Origin of the sequence: Sorangium sp. So ce295 (assembly GCF_051527405.1) — a bacterium.
GTDB classification, from domain to species: Bacteria; Myxococcota_A; Polyangia; order Polyangiales; family Polyangiaceae; genus Sorangium; species Sorangium cellulosum_B.
In genome coordinates, this window is sequence record NZ_CP150324.1 from 5990437 (window position 1) to 6008954 (window position 18518).

Sequence of the window (18518 nt, forward strand, 5' to 3'; positions counted from 1 at the left end):
GGCCACTATGCGTGAGGAGAGGTGGTATCTGGGCCATCACCCGTCCGCCGGAGGAGGGAGGCCATGACGCTCTCCCTCTCCGGGGCGCTCCCCCGACAGGCTACCAGGCCACCGCCGTAGGCACGGGACGGCTCGTGGTGTCGGCGCCGATCCCGAGCTGGCCGTACTGGTTGTTGCCCCAGCAGCGCGTCACCCGGTCAGCGCTGTAGGCGCAGGTGCTCTGGCTGCTCGCCCCGAGCGCGCTCACCCCGACGAGCCCGGAGACGAGGGCCGGCGTGGGGCTCGGCATGAGCGAGGTCGCGCCGCGCCCCAGCTCTCCGGAGGAGTCCTCTCCCCAGCACATCACCGTGCCGTCGAGGAGCTCCGCGCAGGTGTGACGCTCTCCGGCGCTCAGGTGGGCGACGGTGGACAGGCCCATCACCGGCACCGGCGTCAGCCGCTCGATGCGGGTGCCGTCGCCGAGCTGCCCGTTGCCGTTCGCGCCCCAGCAGCGGGCGGTACCATCGTTCAGCAGCGCGCAGGCGTGCGCCCCACCCACGGTGATCTCGATGGCCCCCGAGAGGCCCATGACCGTCACCGGCGACCGCCTGACCGCATTGGTGCCATCGCCGAGCTGACCCTGGCCGTTGTCCCCCCAGCACCGCGCGCTCCCGTCCTGAAGGATGGCGCAGGAGGCGGCCAGGTTCGTGCCGAAAGACTCGCCCCCGCCCACGGCGAGCCACGTCGCCGCCGAGATCCCGGGCACCTCCCGGGGCGTCGAGCTGCCGCTGATCGTTCCGTCACCGAGGTAGCCGCCCCGGCCCCAGCACAGCACCCTGCCGGTGTCACCGAGCCGTGCGCACGAGTGGTACACGCCCGCGCCGATCTGATTCACCCCAGATAGCCCGGTCACCGCCACCGGCGCGAGACTGGCAGTCATCGTGCCGTTGCCGAGCTGTCCGTTGCTGTTGAGCCCCCAGCAGCGCACGGTGGTGTCGTCGAGCAGCGCGCAGGCGTGCCCGAGCCCGACGGCCGCCGCCGCCGCCGGGGGCAGGCCCTTGACCGCGACTGGCGTGTCTCGGGATGTCGTGGTGCCGTCGCCGAGGCGCCCGCCGTCGTTCGCTCCCCAGCAGTCGACGGTGGCGTCGCCGAGCACCGCGCACTCGTAGCCATGGCCACCGATGAGCTGGATGATGGCCGGGCAGGCGGCCCCGGTGCAAACCGTCGGGACGCCGGTGCTGCCGGAGGCGGTGCTGTTCGTCGAGGAGGTGGTGGGGGCGGAGCCGCCGACGTTCGTGCCGGTGACGTCCGTGCCAGTGACGTCCGTGCCGGTGACGTCCGTGCCGTTGCAGCCGAGGGTGATGATGCCGATTGAGGTGGTCAGGAGTCCGAGGGTGCGAAGGTTCATGCTCCCCGATACGCTTCGAGCCGCTCGCCGTTTTGGTGGCACCGCAAAATAGTTCCAACGGCGACCTCGCCAGTTCCGGGGACGGATGGGCGCTCGCCGCAGAAGGGCCTGCACGGGAGTCGTGCGGCAAAGCGAGGAGAGGGCGGAGCGGAAATGAGCTCCTCCAACGCTCACGCCGCCGGCCTGCGCGCTCCGTGCGCGGTCGCCTGGTCGTAGGCCCGCTCCCGCTCCCGCGCCGCCGCCAGGGCCGCCTCTGCCCGCGTCATCATGGCCTCGTCGAGCGCCTCGGCCGACGCCGCCGGAGGCGTTGTCTCCAGCGCCTCCGCCACCGCCGCTCCCGCCGCGATCGCCAGGTCCCTGTGCCCCTCCTCGTGGGCCACCAGGGCGCGGAGCTCCGCCTCCCAGGTGGCCACCAGCGCCGGCGCGGCGTTGGGCGGCGGGCGCCAGCGGGGCAGGAGTGGTTCATGGCGATGGGCCTTGCAGCACTGCGAGATACCCTTCAATGCCCGTTGGAAGCGATCCGATGCCGTTCGCGTCTTCACTGCCCACTTGCCCGCGAGGCTCTTGCCCCAGTGGATGGTGAAGCCGAGGAAGTCGAAGGTGGCCGGCTTGTACGACCCCTCGTGATGAGCAAGCGTCGTGAGCGGCCGTTCGCGGAGTTGCCGCGCCAGCCCTGCTATCCGTTTGAGTCGCGTCGAGATGGGTACCAAGCCCGATGTCTCTTCCATCTTTCCCTCTTACGGCTCCGTGTCCCTGCGCGCCCCTCGCTCCACGGGGTCCCATGGCTCGGTTCCCCCGATTCGTCGCTACTATAACGCGCTCCGACGTCCCACCGCCCCGCGTCGGCTTCGCTCGCGCTCGCCTTCACGGTTCCGTCTCACGACGGAGCCAGTGGGACCTCAGCGGCGTCTTCGTCCGCCCTCGTAGCGCCCCGCGGCAGGGCTCCGCGCGAGGGATGTCTCGGCGCGGTCGGGGCCGGGGCGGACGCTCGACAGCCCCTCTCGGCGACCTCTGAAGATCGGCGATGTTCGATTCATGAAACCCGTACGATCGGCAATCGGGACATCGTCGATCACCACCTGATTACGAGTGCTCCCGACGCCTCGTTCGCGGCGGGCTCCGTCGCGGTGTGCGAGCCCGGCGCGGTCGTCGCGGGCCACGCGGGCGCGGGACAGGACTGCCGGCCGGGAGCGATCGCCTCATGACGCAGCGCCGCGACCACATGCCCCTCCACGCCGAAAAAAGCCGTACGTCCCGCTTGATTTTCATTCCGCGGTTGTGTGTAATCGGCTGCGCTGCGAATAGCCTTGAATTGTGGACCGTCACCCTGCCACGGCGTCGATGGACTCGCCCATCGAAGCGTGAGTACCAGCGTGATGCAGCATGGTATCCGTGCCGACCGCGCCCCTGAAACGTCGGGGGCGCGCCCGTGTCACCGGCTGCCGCCCTGGAGCTCACTCCGGTGCTCCTGGGACGGTTCTGAACGAGATGCGTGACGCCCTCGCGTCGCTGCTCGGGCTCGCACACGGCGGCTGATGTTCTGCCCCTGAAGAGACTCCTACCACCACACACGACATGACCTATCACGACTTCAGCTCCGAGGACGCCAGCATTCACCGCTCGTTCGAGCTCCAGGCCGGGCGCACGCCCGGCGTCGTGGCCGCATCCTTCGGCCCTGACCGGCTCACCTATCAGGAGCTGAATCGCCGCGCGAACCAGCTCGCGCACCACCTGAGGAGCCTGGGCGTCGGCCGCGACGTCCTCGTCGCGCTCTGCGCCGAACGCTCCCTGGAGGCGCTCGTCGGGCTGCTCGCGGTGCTCAAGGCCGGCGGCGCCTATGTCCCCGTCGACCCCTCGTACCCGCGGGAGAGGGTCGCCTTCATGCTCGAGGACGCCAAGGCGCCCGTCCTGCTCACCCAGGCGCGGCTGCTCCCGTCGCTGCCGCGCCACGCGGCGCGCGTGGTCCTCCTCGACGGCGATCGCGGCGTGACCGCGGGCTTCAGCGACGAGGACCCGCCGGACACCACGGGTCCCGACGACCTCGCCTACGTCATCTACACGTCGGGCTCGACGGGCAGGCCCAAGGGCGCCCAGCTCGTCCACCGGGGCCTCACCAACCTCGCCCGCGCCCTGGCCGAGCGGTTCGACGTGGGGCCGGGCTGCCGCGTGCTCCAGTTCGCGTCCCTCAGCTTCGACGCGTCGGTCTGGGAGATTGCGATGACGCTCGCCCGGGGAGGCACCCTGGTGATGGGGACGAAGTTCGAGATGATCCCCGGGCGCGCGCTCCTCGATCGGATGCGCGCGGAGGAGGTGGCGATCGCGACCTTCCCCCCCTCCGCGCTCGCCGCCTTCCCCGAAGGCGCCGAGCGCTCGCTGCCCGCGCTCCGGACCCTCATCGTCGCCGGCGAATCCTGCCCGGCCGACCTCGCCGCGCGCTGGGCAGAGGGGCGCACGTTCATCAACGCCTACGGTCCCACCGAGTCCACCGTATGCGCCACGATGGCCGACGGGCTCGACCCGGATCGGGACCCCGGCGAGCCGCTCTCCATCGGCCGACCGATCAGGAACACGCGCTGCTTCGTGCTCGACGCCGCCATGCGTCCGGTCCCGGACGGCGAGTCCGGCGAGCTCTACCTCGGCGGGCCCGGCCTGGCCCGGGGTTACCTGGGTCAGCCCGAGCTCACGGCGGCCCGGTTCGTCCCCGATCCGTTCAGCGCCCTCCCGGAGGCCCGGCTCTACCGGACGGGCGACGTGGTGCGCCGCCTGCCCGGCGGCGATCTCGCCTTCCTCGGGCGCGTCGACCAGCAGGTGAAGATCCGCGGCCACCGCGTCGAGCTCGGCGAGGTCGAGGCCGCGCTTGGGCGCCACCCCGCCGTCCGCGCGGCGGTGGCCGTCGCCAGCGAGGGCCGCCTCGTCGCCTACGTCGTCGCGCGCCCGGACGCGCCGGACGCGCCCCCGGCCGCCCCCCGGGCCGTCGTGCCCGCGCTGCGCAGCTTCCTCCGCGAGAGCCTCCCCGAGGTCATGATCCCGTCGACGTTCGTGCGGCTCGACGCGCTGCCGCTCGGCCCCAGCGGGAAGGTGGACCGCGCGGCCCTGCCGCCGCCGGACGCCGCCCGGCCCGATCGCGGCGATGGCGAGCCCCTCGCGCCGCGCAACCAGATCGAGGCGGCGATCGCCGCGGCGTGGGCCGATGCGCTCGGGATCGAGCGCATCGGCGTCCACGACGACGTCTTCGACCTCGGGGCGCACTCGCTGCTCGCCGCGCGGGTGCTGTCCCGCCTGCGCCGCGCGCTCGGCGTCGATCTCTCCCTGCAGAGCCTGTGCGACGCCCCCACGGTCGCCGCGCTGGCCGACCTCGTGGCGTCGCTCCCCCGGCCGAAGCAGCGCCCGGCCGCCGCGGCCATCCCGCCTGCGCCGCGGGACCGGCCCATCCCCCTCTCGCACGGGCAGCGGCAGATCTGGCTCCATGCCGCGCTCCACCCGGGCGCGCTGTTCTACAACGAGCCGTTCTCCCTGCGCCTCCGCGGGCCCCTCGACGTCCCGGCCCTGGGGCGCGCCCTCGACGAGCTCCTCAGGCGCCACGAGATCCTCCGGAGCGTCGTCGCCGTCGTCCGCGGCGAGCCCGTGCAGCAGATCCAGCCCCCGGCGCCGCTCGACCTGCCCGTCGTCGACCTGACGGCGCTGCCGGCGCTGTCGGCCGAAACGCGGTGGGAGCGCGCCGTCGCGCTCGCCACCGACGAGGCCCGGCGCCCGTTCGATCTCGCCCGCGGCCCGCTGCTCCGGGCCACGCTGGTCCGGCTCGACGAGGCCGAACACGTGCTGTTCGTCGTGGTGCACCACATCCTGATGGATGGAGTCTCCATCTTCGATGTGCTCCCGAGGGAGCTCCACGCGCTCTACCAGGCGTTCGCCGCGGGCAGGCCGTCGCCGCTGCCCGAGCGCGCGATCCACTACGCCGATTACGCGGGCTGGCAGCGGGAACAGCAGCTGAGCGGCGCCCACCAGCCGCAGCTCGACTACTGGAGACGGCAGCTCGCCGACCTCCCCACCCTGGAGCTGCCGACCGACAGGCCACGTCCGGCCGCCCCGAACCTCGCGGGGGCGCGCCACTGCGTCGCCCTGTCCAGGGAGCTCACCCTCCGGCTGAAGGCGCTGGCCCGGGAGCAGGGCGTCACGCTCTTCGTGGTCCTGCTCTCGGCCTTCAAGGCGATGCTCTGCCGGTACGCGCGGCAGGACGAGATCGTCGTGGGCACGTCCGCGTCGTGCCGCCATCCGCCGGAGACCGAGGACCTCCTCGGCTTCTTCCTGAACACGCTCGTGCTGCGCACCGACCTGCGCGGAGACCCCACGTTCCGGCAGCTGCTCGGGCGCGTGCGGGCGGTGAGCCAGGCCGCGCTCTCGCACCAGGACGTGCCGTTCGCCAGCGTCGTGGAGGCGCTCCAGTCGAAGCGGGTCCCCGGCCAGAACCCGCTGTTCCAGGTCGCCTTCATCCTGGAGCCGCCCGTGCCGGCGATCGATCCGGGCTGGACCCTGGGTCAGCTCGACGTGGATACGGGCGCGTCCAAGTTCGATCTCACGCTGGAGCTCGACGAGCGCGAGGACGGCATCATCGGGCGCATCGAGTACAGCGCCGCGCTGTTCGACGCGCGCACCATCGAGCGGATGGCGGGCCACTACGAGACCCTGCTCGATGGCGCGTCGCGCGACGTCGACCTGCCCCTCTCGGCGCTCCCGCTCCTCACGCCCGAGGAGCGGAGCGCGCTCCGCGCGTGGGGCACCGCCCCGGCCGGCCCCGGGTCGGACGTGTGCATTCACCGCCTCTTCGAGGCCCAGGTCGAGCGTTCTCCCGAGGCCGTCGCGGTCGTCTTCGACGACGGCGCGGGGAACGTCACGTCGCTCACCTACCGCGAGCTGAACCGGCGGGCCAACCAGCTCGCGCACACCCTGCTCGGCCTCCGCGTCCGCGAGGCGCCGGGGTCCGGGGCCGCGCCCTGCCCCGACGAGGGGGCCCTCGCGCCCGAAGCCCTCGCGCCCGAAGCCCTCGCGCCCGAAGCCCTCGCGCCCGAAGACCGCGTGGCCGTGTGCATGTACCGGTCGATCGAGATGCTCGTCGCGCTCCTCGGCGTGCTGAAGGCGGGCCTCGCCTTCGTGCCCCTGGATCCGACCTACCCCACCGATCGCCTCGCGTTCATGATGGAGCAGGCTCGCGCCCGCGTGATGCTGACCCAGGCCCGCGTCGGCGAGGCGCTGCCGGGGTGCCGCGCGCGCGTCCTCTGCCTGGACGCGGACCGCGAGGAGATCGGCCGGGCGCGCGACGACAACCCGTCGGCGCCGGCGACGCCGGACCAGCTCGCCTACGTCATGTACACGTCCGGCTCCACCGGCCGGCCCAAGGGCGTGGCCGTGCCCCACCGGGGCGTGGCCCGGCTCGTCAAGGGCACGACCTACGCGAGCTTCGCGCCGGACGAGGTCTTCCTGCAGCTCGCGTCGATCTCGTTCGACACATCGCAGTTCGAGATCTGGGGCGCGCTCCTCAACGGAGGACGGCTGGTCGTCATGCCCCCCGTGCCCGCGTCGCTCGACGACCTGGATCGCGTTATCCGCCAGCACGGGGTGACCACGGTGTGGCTCACCGCCGGCGTCTTCCACCTCCTCGTGGACGAGCGGATCACGGCGCTGCGCGGCCTGCGCCAGATCGTCGCCGGGGGGGATGTCCTGTCCCCGCAGCACGTCAATCGGGTCCTCGCCGAGCTCCCGGGGTGCCGGATGATCAGCGGCTACGGACCCACGGAGGCCGCGACGTTCGCCTGCTGCGCCACGGTGGAACGCCCGGTCGGCCACGCGGTGCCCATCGGGCGCCCGATCTCCGGGACGAGGGTGCACGTGCTCGACCAGGAGCTCAACGAGGTCCCGGCCGGCGTCCCCGGGGAGCTGTGCATCGGCGGAGAGGGCCTCGCGCGCGGCTACCTCGATCTGCCGGAGCTGACCGCGGAGCGGTTCATCCCCGATCCCATCGGCGGCGGGCCGGAAGGGCGGCTGTACCGTACCGGCGATCGCGTCCGCCTGATGCCAGATGGGCAGCTCGAGTTCCTCGGCCGCATGGATCAGCAGGTCAAGGTCCGCGGTTACCAGATCGAGCTCGGCGAGATCGAGGTGGTCCTCGGGGAGCACCCGGGCGTGCGCGAGGCGGTCGTGGTGGCGCAGCCGGCGCGCTCGGGCGACCGGCGCCTCGTGGCGTACGTCGTCCCTCACGGCAGCAGGGCCGCGGCGCCGCCCAGGCAAGCCGGGGCACGCGCGCGCCCATTCACGGCGGATCCGACGGGCGGGCTCGAGCGCACGATCCGCGATCACGCGCAGCGGCGGCTGCCCGATTACATGCACCCTTCGGCCATCGTGCTGCTCGACGCGCTGCCCCTCGCGGGCAACGGCGAGGTGGACCGCCGCGCCCTGCCGGCCCCCGGCGAGCTCCGCCCCGAGAGCGCGCCGATGGTGGCGCCGCGGAGCTCGCTCGAGGAGCGGCTCATCGCGATATGGCAGGACGTCCTCGGCATCGAGCGCGTGAGCGTGCACGACAACTTCTTCGATCTGGGCGGCCACTCGCTGCTCCTGGTACGCCTCCACGAGCGCGTCCGGGAGTCGTTCGGGAGCGATCTCTCCCTCGTCGACATCTTCGCGCGCCCGACGGTCACCGACCTCGCCGCGTTCCTCGCGAGCAGCAGCGGCCGTGGGAGCGAGCTCTCGGCGGCCGACGCGCGGGCGCTGAAGCAGCGAGAGATCCTGAAACGAAAGAAGCAAGCAGCCAAGAGCAGACAGAATGGATCCGCTTGATCAACCCGTCCCCGAGGACCAGATCGCGATCATCGGGATGGCGGGCCGCTTCCCGGGCGCGAGGAGCGTCGACGCCTTCTGGCAGAACCTGCGCGATGGAGTCGAGTCGATCGTCGCGCTCTCGGATCAGGACCTCGCCGCGGCGGGCGTGCCCCCGGAGGTGGCCTCGGACCCGAGCTACGTCCGCGCGCGGGCCGTGCTCGAAGACGTGGAGTGGTTCGACGCCGCCTTCTTCGGGATGACCCCGAGAGAGGCCGAGATCCTGGACCCCCAGCACCGCTTCTTCCTGGAGTGCGTCTGGGAGGCGCTGGAGCACGCCGGCTACAACCCCGAGGCGTTCAAAGGCACCATCGGCGTCTACGCGGGCGCGAGCGGCCACGACACGTATTTCCTGAGCAACCTTTACCCGAATCACGAGCTCAGGAAGGCGATGGACTACCAGATGTACATCGCCAACGACAAGGACTTCCTGGCCACGCGGACGTCCTACAAGCTGAACCTCCGGGGGCCGAGCGTCGCGGTGCAGAGCGCCTGTTCGACCTCGCTCGTCGCCGTCCACATGGCCTGTCAGGCGCTGCTCACGTACCAGTGCGACATCGCGCTGGCCGGCGGCGTGGCGATCAACGTCCCCACGCGGTCGGGTTACCTCTACCGGCACGGCATGATCCTCTCGCCCGACGGGCGCTGCCGCACGTTCGACGCCGAGGCGCAGGGGACGGTCGCCGGGAACGGCGCGGGCGTTGTCGTGCTGCGCAGGCTCGAGGACGCCCTCGACAGCGGCGATCACATCGAGGCGGTGATCCGGGGCTCGGCCGTCAACAACGACGGATCGGCCAAGATCGGGTTCACCGCGCCGGGCGTGGAGGGGCAGGTTCAGGCCATCGCGCAGGCGCTGGCGATGGCGAACACGGATCCGGAGACGATCTCGTACGTGGAGGCCCACGGCACGGGCACGCGCCTCGGGGATCCCATCGAGGTCGCGGCCCTGACCAGGGCGTTCCACGCCCGCTCCCGCAGCCAGCGCAAGGGCTGGTGCGCGCTCGGCTCGGCCAAGCCGAACGTCGGACACCTCGACGTCGCGTCCGGCATCACCGGCCTGCTCAAGGTCGTCCAGGCGCTCCGCCACCGGCAGCTCCCGCCCACCTTGCACTTCAACACGCCGAACCCCGAGATCGACTTCGCGAACAGCCCCTTCTACGTCAACGCGGCGCTCGCGGACTGGGATCCCGGCGACGGGCCCCGCCGCGCCGGCGTGAGCTCGTTCGGCATCGGCGGCACCAACGCCCACGCCATCCTCGAGGAGGCGCCCCACGCGGCGGCGGCGCCCGGCGGGCGGTCCTGGCAGCTCCTCCTGCTCTCCGCCCGCACGAGGACCGCGCTCGACACGATCACCGAGAACCTCGTCGGGTATCTCAAGGCGCACCCGGACGTCAGCCTGCCCGACGTCACGTTCACGCTCCAGGTCGGCCGCAAGACGTTCCCGCACCGGCGCATGCTCGTCTGCAACGACGCGGAGGAGGCGGTGAGCCTCCTGTCGACGCTCGGGGAGCGGCGGGTCCTCGCGCACGTCGAGGAGGCCGTCGACCGCCCGGTCGTCTTCATGTTCCCGGGGCAGGGCACGCAGTACACCGGCATGGCGCGCGAGCTGTACGAGCTGGAGCCCACGTTCTGCGCCGGCGTCGATCTCTGCGCGGCCATGCTCCAGCCGGAGCTCGGGCTCGATCTCCGCGAGGTGATCTACCCGCCCCCGGGCCGGGAGGCGGCGGCGGCGGAGATGCTCAAGCAGACGCGCTTCGCCCAGCCCGCGCTTTTCGTGATCGAGTACGCGCTGGCCACGCTCTGGATGGAGTGGGGCATCCGGCCCGCGGCGATGATCGGCCACAGCCTCGGCGAGTACGTCGCGGCCTGCCTCGCGGGCGTCTTCTCGCTGGAGGACGCGCTCCGGATCGTCGCCCGGCGGGGCAAGCTGATGCAGGAGATGCCGCCGGGCGCGATGCTCGCGGTCCCGCTGCCCGAGGCCGAGGTGCAGCAGCTGCTCGACGAGGGCGGCGGCGCGCTCTCGCTCGCGGCCGTCAACGGGCCGTCCGCCTGCGTCGTGGCCGGGCCCGAGGACGCGATCGAGGCGCTCTCCGACCGGCTCTTCGCCGAGCGCGAGCTGGAGTGCACCCGACTCCAGACCTCGCACGCGTTCCACTCCCGGATGATGGAGCCGATGCTCGCCGCGTTCACCGCGATCGTGGCCCGCGCGCGCCCGAGCGCCCCGAAGATCCCGATCGCGTCGAACGTCACCGGCACCTGGCTGTCCGCGGCCGACGCGCAGGACCCCGCGTACTGGGCGAGGCACGTGCGCGAGCCGGTGCGCTTCATGGCGGGGCTCGGCGAGGTGCTCGCCGATCCGACCCGCGCCCTGCTCGAGGTCGGCCCGGGCCGGGTGCTCGCGACTCTGGCCAAACATCACCCCGCGCGGGGCGCCCGCCGGGTGATGCTCTCGTCGATCCGGCACGTCCACCACCGCCAGTCCGACATCGGGTTCCTGCTGGAGACGCTGGGCCAGCTCTGGCTCTCCGGCGTCCGCCTCGACTGGTCGGGCTTCTACACCCACGAGCCCCGCCGGCGCGTGTCCCTGCCGACCTACCCGTTCGAGCGGAAGCGGTACTGGATCGACCCGCCCGCGCCCGCCGCCACGACCGCCGCGCGCCGGCCGGCGCGCAGCGCGCCGGAGCCGGCCGGCCTGATCCACCTCCAGGCCTGGAAGCGCTCGGTGCTGTCGGGGTCGATGAAGGCGTCGGCCCGGCCGCCGAGGGCCCAGTGCTGCGTCGTCTTCGCCGACAGCTACGGGCTGGGCGCCCGCATGGAGATGCGGCTCCGCCGGGACGGCTACAAGGTCATCACCGTGCGGCCGGGCGAGGGCTTCGCCGCGACGGGCGAGGGCGAGTTCACCGTCGCCCCCGCAAGCCGCGAGGACCACGCGTCCCTCTTCCGCGCGCTCCGCGCCGCGGGCGTCTCCCCCTCGCGCATCATGTTCCTGTGGGGCGTGACGAAGCCCGCGCGCGCGCCGCTCGACGCCGCCCGCCTCGCGGACGCCCAGCGGCTCGGGTTCGCCAGCCTCGTCGCGCTGGCCCAGGGCATCAGCGACGCGGGGCTCCGCGACGACGTGCGGCTCGGGGTCGTGACGAGCCACATGCAGAAGGTGACCGACCCGGCGGTGCTCTGCCCCGAGAAGGCCACGCTGCTCGGCCCGTGCGAGGCCATCCCCAGGGCGTACCCGAACATCTCGTGCATCAGCGTCGACATCGACCTGCCGGAGCCGCGGACGCTCCAGGAGGCGAGGCTCATCGACCAGCTCCTCGCCGAGGTCACGCTGGAGCAGACCGAGCCCGTCATCGCCTACCGGAGCGGGGAGCGCTGGGTCCGGATCTTCGAGCCCGCGCGCATGGACCGCGCCGAGGGCCTGCCGCCGCGCCTGCGGGAGGGCGGCGTCTACCTGATCGCCGGCGGGCTCGGGGTCGTCGGCTCCGCCATGGCGGAGCACCTCGCGAAGGTCGCGCGCGCGAAGCTCGTGCTCACGGGCCGGACGGCGCTCCCGCCCCGGGAGGCCTGGGGCGACCTCGCCGGCGCGGGCGCCTCCGACGCGTTACGCCGCAAGATCGGCGCGGTGCTCGAGATGGAGCGGCTGGGCGCCGAGGTGCTCCTCGTGACGGCCGACGTCTCGCGGCTCGACGACATGCAGCGCGCGGTGGCCGAGGCGCTCCAGCGCTTCGGGCGGATCGACGGCGTGATCCACGCGGCGGGCGCCCGCCGCGCCGTGCCCCTCCAGCGCATGACGCGCGAGGAGGGCGAGGCGCTCCTCGCGCCGAAGGTCGACGGCGCGCTCGTCCTCGACGAGGCGCTCCGGGGGCTCCGGCCCGATTTCGTCGCGCTGTGCGCCGCGCGGACCACGGGCTCCCGCGGGCCGGGCCTCGCGGGCCAGTGCGCCGCGACCGCCTTCCTCGGCGCCTTCGCGCAGCGGCGGGCCGCCGGTGACGGCCCGCTCACGATCGCGATCGAGTGGGACCCGTGGCAGCGGCAGGACGCCTCGCGCGGCAAGGAGCTCGAACCTGCGGCCGAGTCGGGCGAGGGCGGCGCGGCCTCGGCGGAGGAGGGTCTCTCGCGCGACGAGGCGCTCGACGCCTGGATGCGCATCCTCACGAGCCCCACGCCCCACGTCCTCGTCCTGAAGCGGGAAGCGCAGGCGAGGCAGCGCGCCTCGGCCAGCTCGAGCGCGCCGAGCTCGAGCGCGCCGGCGTCGCGGGAAGCCGACTCCGAGGGCATCCCGAGGTCGGTCCACCCGCGGCCCGACCTCGGCACGGCCTACGTGGCGCCGCGCGATCCGCTGGAGCGCGCCGTCGCCGAGACCTGGGAGAAGCTGTTCGGCATCGAGCGGATCGGCGTCCACGACGACTTCTTCGCGCTCGGCGGCGACTCGCTGCTCGCCGTCCAGCTCATCTCCCGGCTGCGCAGCGTCGTGAACATGGATCTCCCCGGCCACAGCCTGCTCAACGCGCCGACCGTGGCGGCCCTGGCCGAGCTCATCGCGCAGTCCGACTCGCCCTCATCCACCTCGCTGTCGAGGCGCTCTCCCGCGCGCCTCTTGCCCGCGTCGCTCGTGCGGATCAAGCCCGGCACCGGGCGGCCGCTCTTCCTGATGCACCCGGTCGGAGGGCACGTTTACTTCTACCACGATCTCGCCACCTGCCTGGACCCGGCGCAGCCCGTGTACGGGCTGCAGGCGCAGGGCATCGAGGGCAAGGCGCCGCCCTTGACCCGCGTCGAGGAGATGGCCGCGCGCTACCTCGAGGCGGTACGGCGGCACATCCAGCCGGAGGGCCCCTACGTGCTCGGCGGGTCGTCCTTCGGCGGGGTCGTCGCCTTCGAGATGGCGCACCAGCTCATCTCCGGGGGCGAGCGCGTCGCGCTTCTCATGATGATCGACACGCCCGCGCCCACGGCGGTGTTCCCCGAGGATCTCGACACCCCCGAGCGCCTCGCCTACCTGATCAGCGGCGATGCGGGTCTCCCCGTCCCCGCGGAGGAGATCCGGCACCTCTCCCCGGACGAGCAGCTGCTCCACGTGCTCCAGCGCAAGAAGGGTGTCTCCCGGATGTTCCCGAAGCTGGCGCTCCAGGAGCTCGCCACGTTCCGCACGATCGTCACCGCCAACCTGCAGGCGATGCTACGCTACGCCCCCCGCCCCTACCCGGGTGACGTGCTCTACTTCCAGGCGAGCGAGCGCGACGCGATGACCGTGAGCAACCCGGCTCAAGGATGGCGCGATTTGATCCAGGGCCAGCTCACTGTCCACGAGGTCCCTGGCAATCACATCACCATGAATTTGCCGCCGAACGTGCAGATCATGGCCGATCATCTGCGCGCCGCGCTCGAGGCCGCTGGACATCAGGGCTGATGTTGACGGCCGGCCGCCGGTCTCTCTAGCATGGGTGTGGAGCGGCGACGGCGACGCCCCCGCGCGGTCGCGCGGGACCGAGCACGGCCAGGGCGCGCGGCGGAGGTGGAGAATGTCGAAGATCACCGCGGAGCAGGCGAGAGACGAGCACGTCGCGCTCCTCAAGGCGTGGACGAAGGCGGTGGGGGGGGCCGTCAAGGACTACGGCTTCCTCGACCGCCACCTGGCCGAGGGCTGGAGGTACGTCGATTACAGCGGAGTGCAACGCGGTAAGGACGAGTACCTGAAGCTCGTCGACAGCATGTTGACGTACACGCAGGAGCTCCGGCAGTGCGACGTGCGTATCGCCGGCGGAGACGTCGCTATCGTGACCGGAGTCTACCGCTCACGCGCCGAGATCAAGGGTGGTGTCAAGTTCGATAACACCATCGCCTTCACCGCGGTCTGGGAGCTCCAGGGCGGTGAGTGGAGAGCGCTCGTGCTCCACACGACGAGGATCCCTGACGCGTCGTGATCGACGTCCGCGCGGAGCGGGTCGATGTCGAGGCGCTCCGGCGGCCGGCGTCGGGCCGGCGAGGCCGGAGGAAAGATTGACAGGGATCTTGCTTCTAGTACCGTCAACTCAGGATCGTCCTGTCGACGATCTCCAGGGCTCCCATGGATCTTCGTCCGTTCCTCGCATACGCGGTGCAGATCGCATCGGCGCTATCGAAATTTCATAAGTCAGGCACCCTTCACCTGGACATCCGCCCCGCGAACCTCTCCGTGCACCCGGAGAGCGGGGAGGTGTCGCTCGACGGTGGGCTGGCCGTGGTGCGCGGCGATCTCGGCCTCTCCGACGAGACGAAGATCAACCCGGAGTCGCTGCCCTACATCGCGCCGGAGCGGACGGGCCGCGTCGACTGGCCGATCGACGAGCGCGCCGATCTCTACTCGCTCGGCGTCACGCTGTACGAGCTGCTCTCCGGCAAGCTGCCGCTCGACGCCGAGGACGCGCCCGCGTGGGCGCACGCCCACATCGCGAGGGCCCCTGTGCCGCTCGCGGAGCTGGTGCATGACGTGCCCCGGATCGTCTCCGAGATCGTGATGAGGCTCCTCGCGAAGTCTCCGGAGGAGCGTTATCAGACCGCCCGCGGGCTCTGGTCGGATCTCCTCATGTGCCAGACCGAGCTGGAGGAGCTCGGGATGATCGACTCGTTCCCGCTCGGGACGGCCGACATCCCGGACCGGCTGCAGCTCCCGACGAAGATTTACGGCAGGAGGCGCGAGCGCGCGATCCTGCTCGAGGCGTTCGAGCGTGTGGTCGCCACGGGCACGGCCGAGCTCGTGCTCGTCGCCGGGTACTCGGGCGTCGGGAAGACCTCGCTCGTGAAGGAGGTGCAGGCGCCCATCGTCCGCGAGCGCGGGGCGTTCATCTCCGGGAAGTTCGATCAGCTCCAGCGCGACATCCCCTACCGCACGATCGCCCAGGCGTTCGGGGAGCTCGTCCGGCAGATCCTGACGGAGAGCCCGCAGTCGCTCGCGGGGTGGAAGCACCGGTTGAGCGACGCGCTCGGCGAGGAGGGGCGGGTCATCATCGACATCATCCCGCAGCTCTCGCTGATCCTCGGCGAGCAGCCGCCGGTGCCGCCGCTCGCGCCGAACGAGGCGCGCAGCCGCTTCGTCCGCGTGTTCCATGCGTTCCTCGGCGTGGTCGCGCGCAAGCGGCACCCGCTCGTGCTGTTCGTGGACGACCTGCAGTGGGCGGATCCCGCCAGCCTGAGGCTCATCCGCGACATCGTCGCGGTGCCCGAGAAGCGGCACCTGCTCGTGATCGGGGCGTACCGCGACAACGAGGTGAGCCCGTCGCACCCGCTCATGGAGGTGCTCCGGCAGATCCACGCCACGGGCGCGCGCGTCTCGACGCTCAGCCTCGACCCGCTCCCGCACGAGAACGTCCTCGAGCTCGTCATGGACACCTTCCGCTGCGAGGACGAGCAGGGGGCTCAGCTCACCAGGCTCCTCGTCCAGAGGACGGGCGGCAACCCGTTCTTCGTGGGCCAGTTCCTGACGGAGCTCTATCGCCAGAAGCTGGTCTGGGTCGACCCCGTGAGCGCCGTCTGGTGCTGGAACATCGAGGCCATCGCCGCGCAGAACCTGACTGACAACGTCGTCGATCTGGTGCTGACTCGCCTCAGGCGGCTCGACGGCGAGACGCAGCGGGTCCTTTCCCTCGCCGCCTGCCTCGGCGCCCGCTTCGACGCCGAGGTCCTCTCGGCCATGTACGGCGAGTCCACGCAGGCGACGCACGCCGCCATCACCCCGGCCATCCGCGAGGGGCTCGTGGCGCGCCGGGGCGGCACGTACAAGTTCCTCCACGACCGCGTGCAGCAGGCCGCGTACCTGCTCATCCGCGAGGGCAACCACGCCTCGACGCACCTGCGCATCGGGCGCCTGCTGCTCGTCCAGACGCCGGAGGAGGCGCTGGAGGACCGGCTGTTCGAGATCACGAACCAGCTGAACATCGGCGCCTCCCTCATCACCGATCCGGGCGAGCGGCGCAGGACGGCCGAGCTGAACCTCCGCGCCGGCAGGAAAGCGAGGGCGTCCGGCGCCCACGGCTCCGCGGTGGCCTACTTCGCCGCGGGCTGCGCGCTGATCGGGGAGGACGACTGGGCGGGAGCCGACGATCTGCTCGCCTTCGCGCTGCACCTCGATCTCGCCGAGAGCGCGAGCGTGAACGGGGAGTTCGATCGGTCCGTCGGCCTCTGCTCGGTGCTCCTCGAGCGCGCGCGCACGCAGCTCGACAAGGCGGCCGCCTACCGCGTCCTGATGCAGAACCACATGGCCCGGTCGGAGCACGACGCGTGCATCGGCGTCGGGCTGGAGTGCCTCGCGCTGCTCGGCATCAAGCTCCGGAGGCAGCCGGCCGACGAGGAGGTGACCGCGGAGATCACGGCGCTGCGCGACGCGCTGCGCGATCGCACGGCCGACGAGATCCTGGGCCAGCCGAGGATGACGGCGCCGCCGATGGTCGCGGCGATGGGCGTGATGGCGGTGATGTACGCCTCGTCGTTCTACACCGATCCGAACCTCAACGACCTCCTGGTCTGTCAGATGGTCCGGCTCAGCCTGCTCCACGGCAACGCGGAGTCGACCGGCATCGGGTACACGAGCCTCGGCAAGGCGCTGTGCGTGAGGCTCAACGCGTACCAGGACGGCGACCGGATCGGCAGGGTGGGATACGAGCTGACCGAGAAGATGAACGCGCTCGTCTACAAGCCCGAGGTGGCCAACCTCTATGGCTGCCTGATCTCGGTCTGGACGCGCCACATCGACACCGGGATCGCCTGCCAGCTCGCGAGCATCCAGGCCGCGAACGAGGTCGGGAACCTGACGTGGGGGAGCTTCAGCAACATCCAGCTCACCTTGAACGTGCTCGTGCGGGGCGACCCGATCGAGGAGACGTACAAGGTCGCGGTGAGCGCGCTCGACTACGCGACGAAGGCGAAGATCACGTTCGCCGTGGACGCCGTGACGAGCATGCTGCGCCTGGTCCAGGCGCTGAGGGGCGCCACGCGCCACCTCGGCACGATGAGCGGGGACGACTTCGACGAGCAGGCGTTCGAGGCCCGCCTCGAGAAGGAGAGCTTCCCGAGCGTGCGGCTCGTCTTTTATATCATGAAGACCGCGCAGCACCTCCTTGCGTGCAACGACGAGGGGGCGGCCCTTGCCGCGGAGGCGTCGGAGCGCAACATCGCGGGGGGTAGCGGGTCGCTGTTCGCGGCCGAGTGCCACTATTACTGTGCCCTCGCCCGGGCGGCCCGCTTCTTCGGGGCCCCGGCCGAGGAGCAGGCCAGGCTCCGGCGGTCGCTCGCCGGCCACGAGGAGCAGCTGCGCGTCTGGGCCGAGAGTTGCCCCGACAACTTCGCCGGCAAACACGCGCTCGTAGCGGCGGAGCGCGCGCGCGTCGACGGCAGGCACGACGAGGCCGCGGCGCTCTACGACAAGGCGATCGTGGCCTTCCGCGAGTCCCGGTTCATCCACCAGGAGGCGCTCGCGAGCGAGCTCGCCGCCCGGTTCTACCTGGATCGCGGCTACAGCGGCCTGCCGGGGCTCTACCTGCGGGAGGCGGTGGCGTCGTACTCGCGCTGGGGCGCGAGCGAGAAGGTGAGGCAGCTCGAGCAGCGGCATGCGCTCGTCCTGAACCAGGAGCAGCGCCGCGCGACGAGCCGCGGCGTCATGACGATGGCGGCGGAGGCCATCGACGCGCAGACCGCGGTGAAGGTCTCGCGGTCGCTCTCGAGCGACATGACGCCGAAGGAGATGATGGAGTCGCTCATGCGGCTCGTCGTCGAGCACGAGGGGGCGGAGCGGTGCTGTCTCCTGCTCACCGGGGACGGCCTGCGGCTCGCCGCCGAGGCCGTGGTGGACCGCGACGGCATCAGCATCCGCGTGTACGAGCGGAGCACGGCGCCGCTCGCGACCCGCGTCCCGGCGTCGATCGTCAACTATGTCGAGCGGACGCGGGAGCGGGTGGTGCTCAGCGACGTCGGGGCGAGCGGCGCCTTCGCCGGGGACGAGTACCTCGTGCGCGAGCGGCCGAAGTCGGTGCTGTGCATGCCGCTCATGAAGAACCCCGGCGAGGTGGGCGGCCTCCTCTACCTGGAGAACCGGCTGGTCCACGGCGCGTTCATCCTGCGCCGGCTGCCGCTCCTCGAGTTCCTGGCCGCGCTGTCGCTGCAGAACACCGTGCTCCGCGGCGAGCTGGAGCAGGAGGCGCTGAAGGTCCAGCGGACCGAGGAGGCGCTGCGCCGGAGCGAGAGGGCGCTCCGGGATCTGGCGGAGTCGAGCGACGTCCCCACGTGAGGCGCGGGCCGC

At 71.9% G+C, this 18518-nt stretch carries 6 protein-coding genes; 4 read left to right on the top strand and 2 right to left on the bottom strand.

The genetic code is table 11. The annotated features are described in order from the left end of the window. Positions 1-100: 100 nt before the first annotated feature. Together WMF11_RS22615 and WMF11_RS22620 are read right to left on the bottom strand one after the other, a co-directional pair. Positions 101-1387 carry an RCC1 domain-containing protein gene (locus WMF11_RS22615; protein WP_437978875.1) on the bottom strand — a complete coding sequence of 429 codons (1287 nt, stop codon included), beginning with the start codon at positions 1385-1387 and terminating at the stop codon, positions 101-103. 170 nt (positions 1388-1557) lie between these two features. Then, on the bottom strand, positions 1558-2115 hold the full coding sequence (locus WMF11_RS22620) for a DUF922 domain-containing protein (protein WP_437978876.1): 558 nt from the start codon (positions 2113-2115) through the stop codon (positions 1558-1560). Positions 2116-2962: 847 nt separating this feature from the next. Between WMF11_RS22620 and WMF11_RS22625 the strand changes: the two genes are divergently transcribed. The 4 genes from WMF11_RS22625 to WMF11_RS22640 all read left to right on the top strand — a co-directional run bounded on the left by WMF11_RS22625 (position 2963) and on the right by WMF11_RS22640 (position 18506). Beyond that, complete coding sequence (locus WMF11_RS22625) at positions 2963-8215, top strand: amino acid adenylation domain-containing protein (protein WP_437978877.1); 5253 nt, start codon at positions 2963-2965, stop codon at positions 8213-8215. Then, entirely contained in the window at positions 8202-13658 is a 5457-nt protein-coding gene (locus tag WMF11_RS22630) for an SDR family NAD(P)-dependent oxidoreductase (RefSeq protein ID WP_437978878.1), read from the top strand. The genes WMF11_RS22625 and WMF11_RS22630 overlap by 14 nt, the downstream gene beginning before the upstream one ends. A gap of 112 nt (positions 13659-13770) precedes the next feature. Further along, positions 13771-14172, top strand: coding sequence for a nuclear transport factor 2 family protein (locus WMF11_RS22635; protein WP_437520054.1), 402 nt, complete (start codon positions 13771-13773; stop codon positions 14170-14172). 143 nt (positions 14173-14315) lie between these two features. Continuing rightward, entirely contained in the window at positions 14316-18506 is a 4191-nt protein-coding gene (locus tag WMF11_RS22640; protein ID WP_437910563.1) for an ATP-binding protein, read from the top strand. Positions 18507-18518 lie beyond the last annotated feature (12 nt).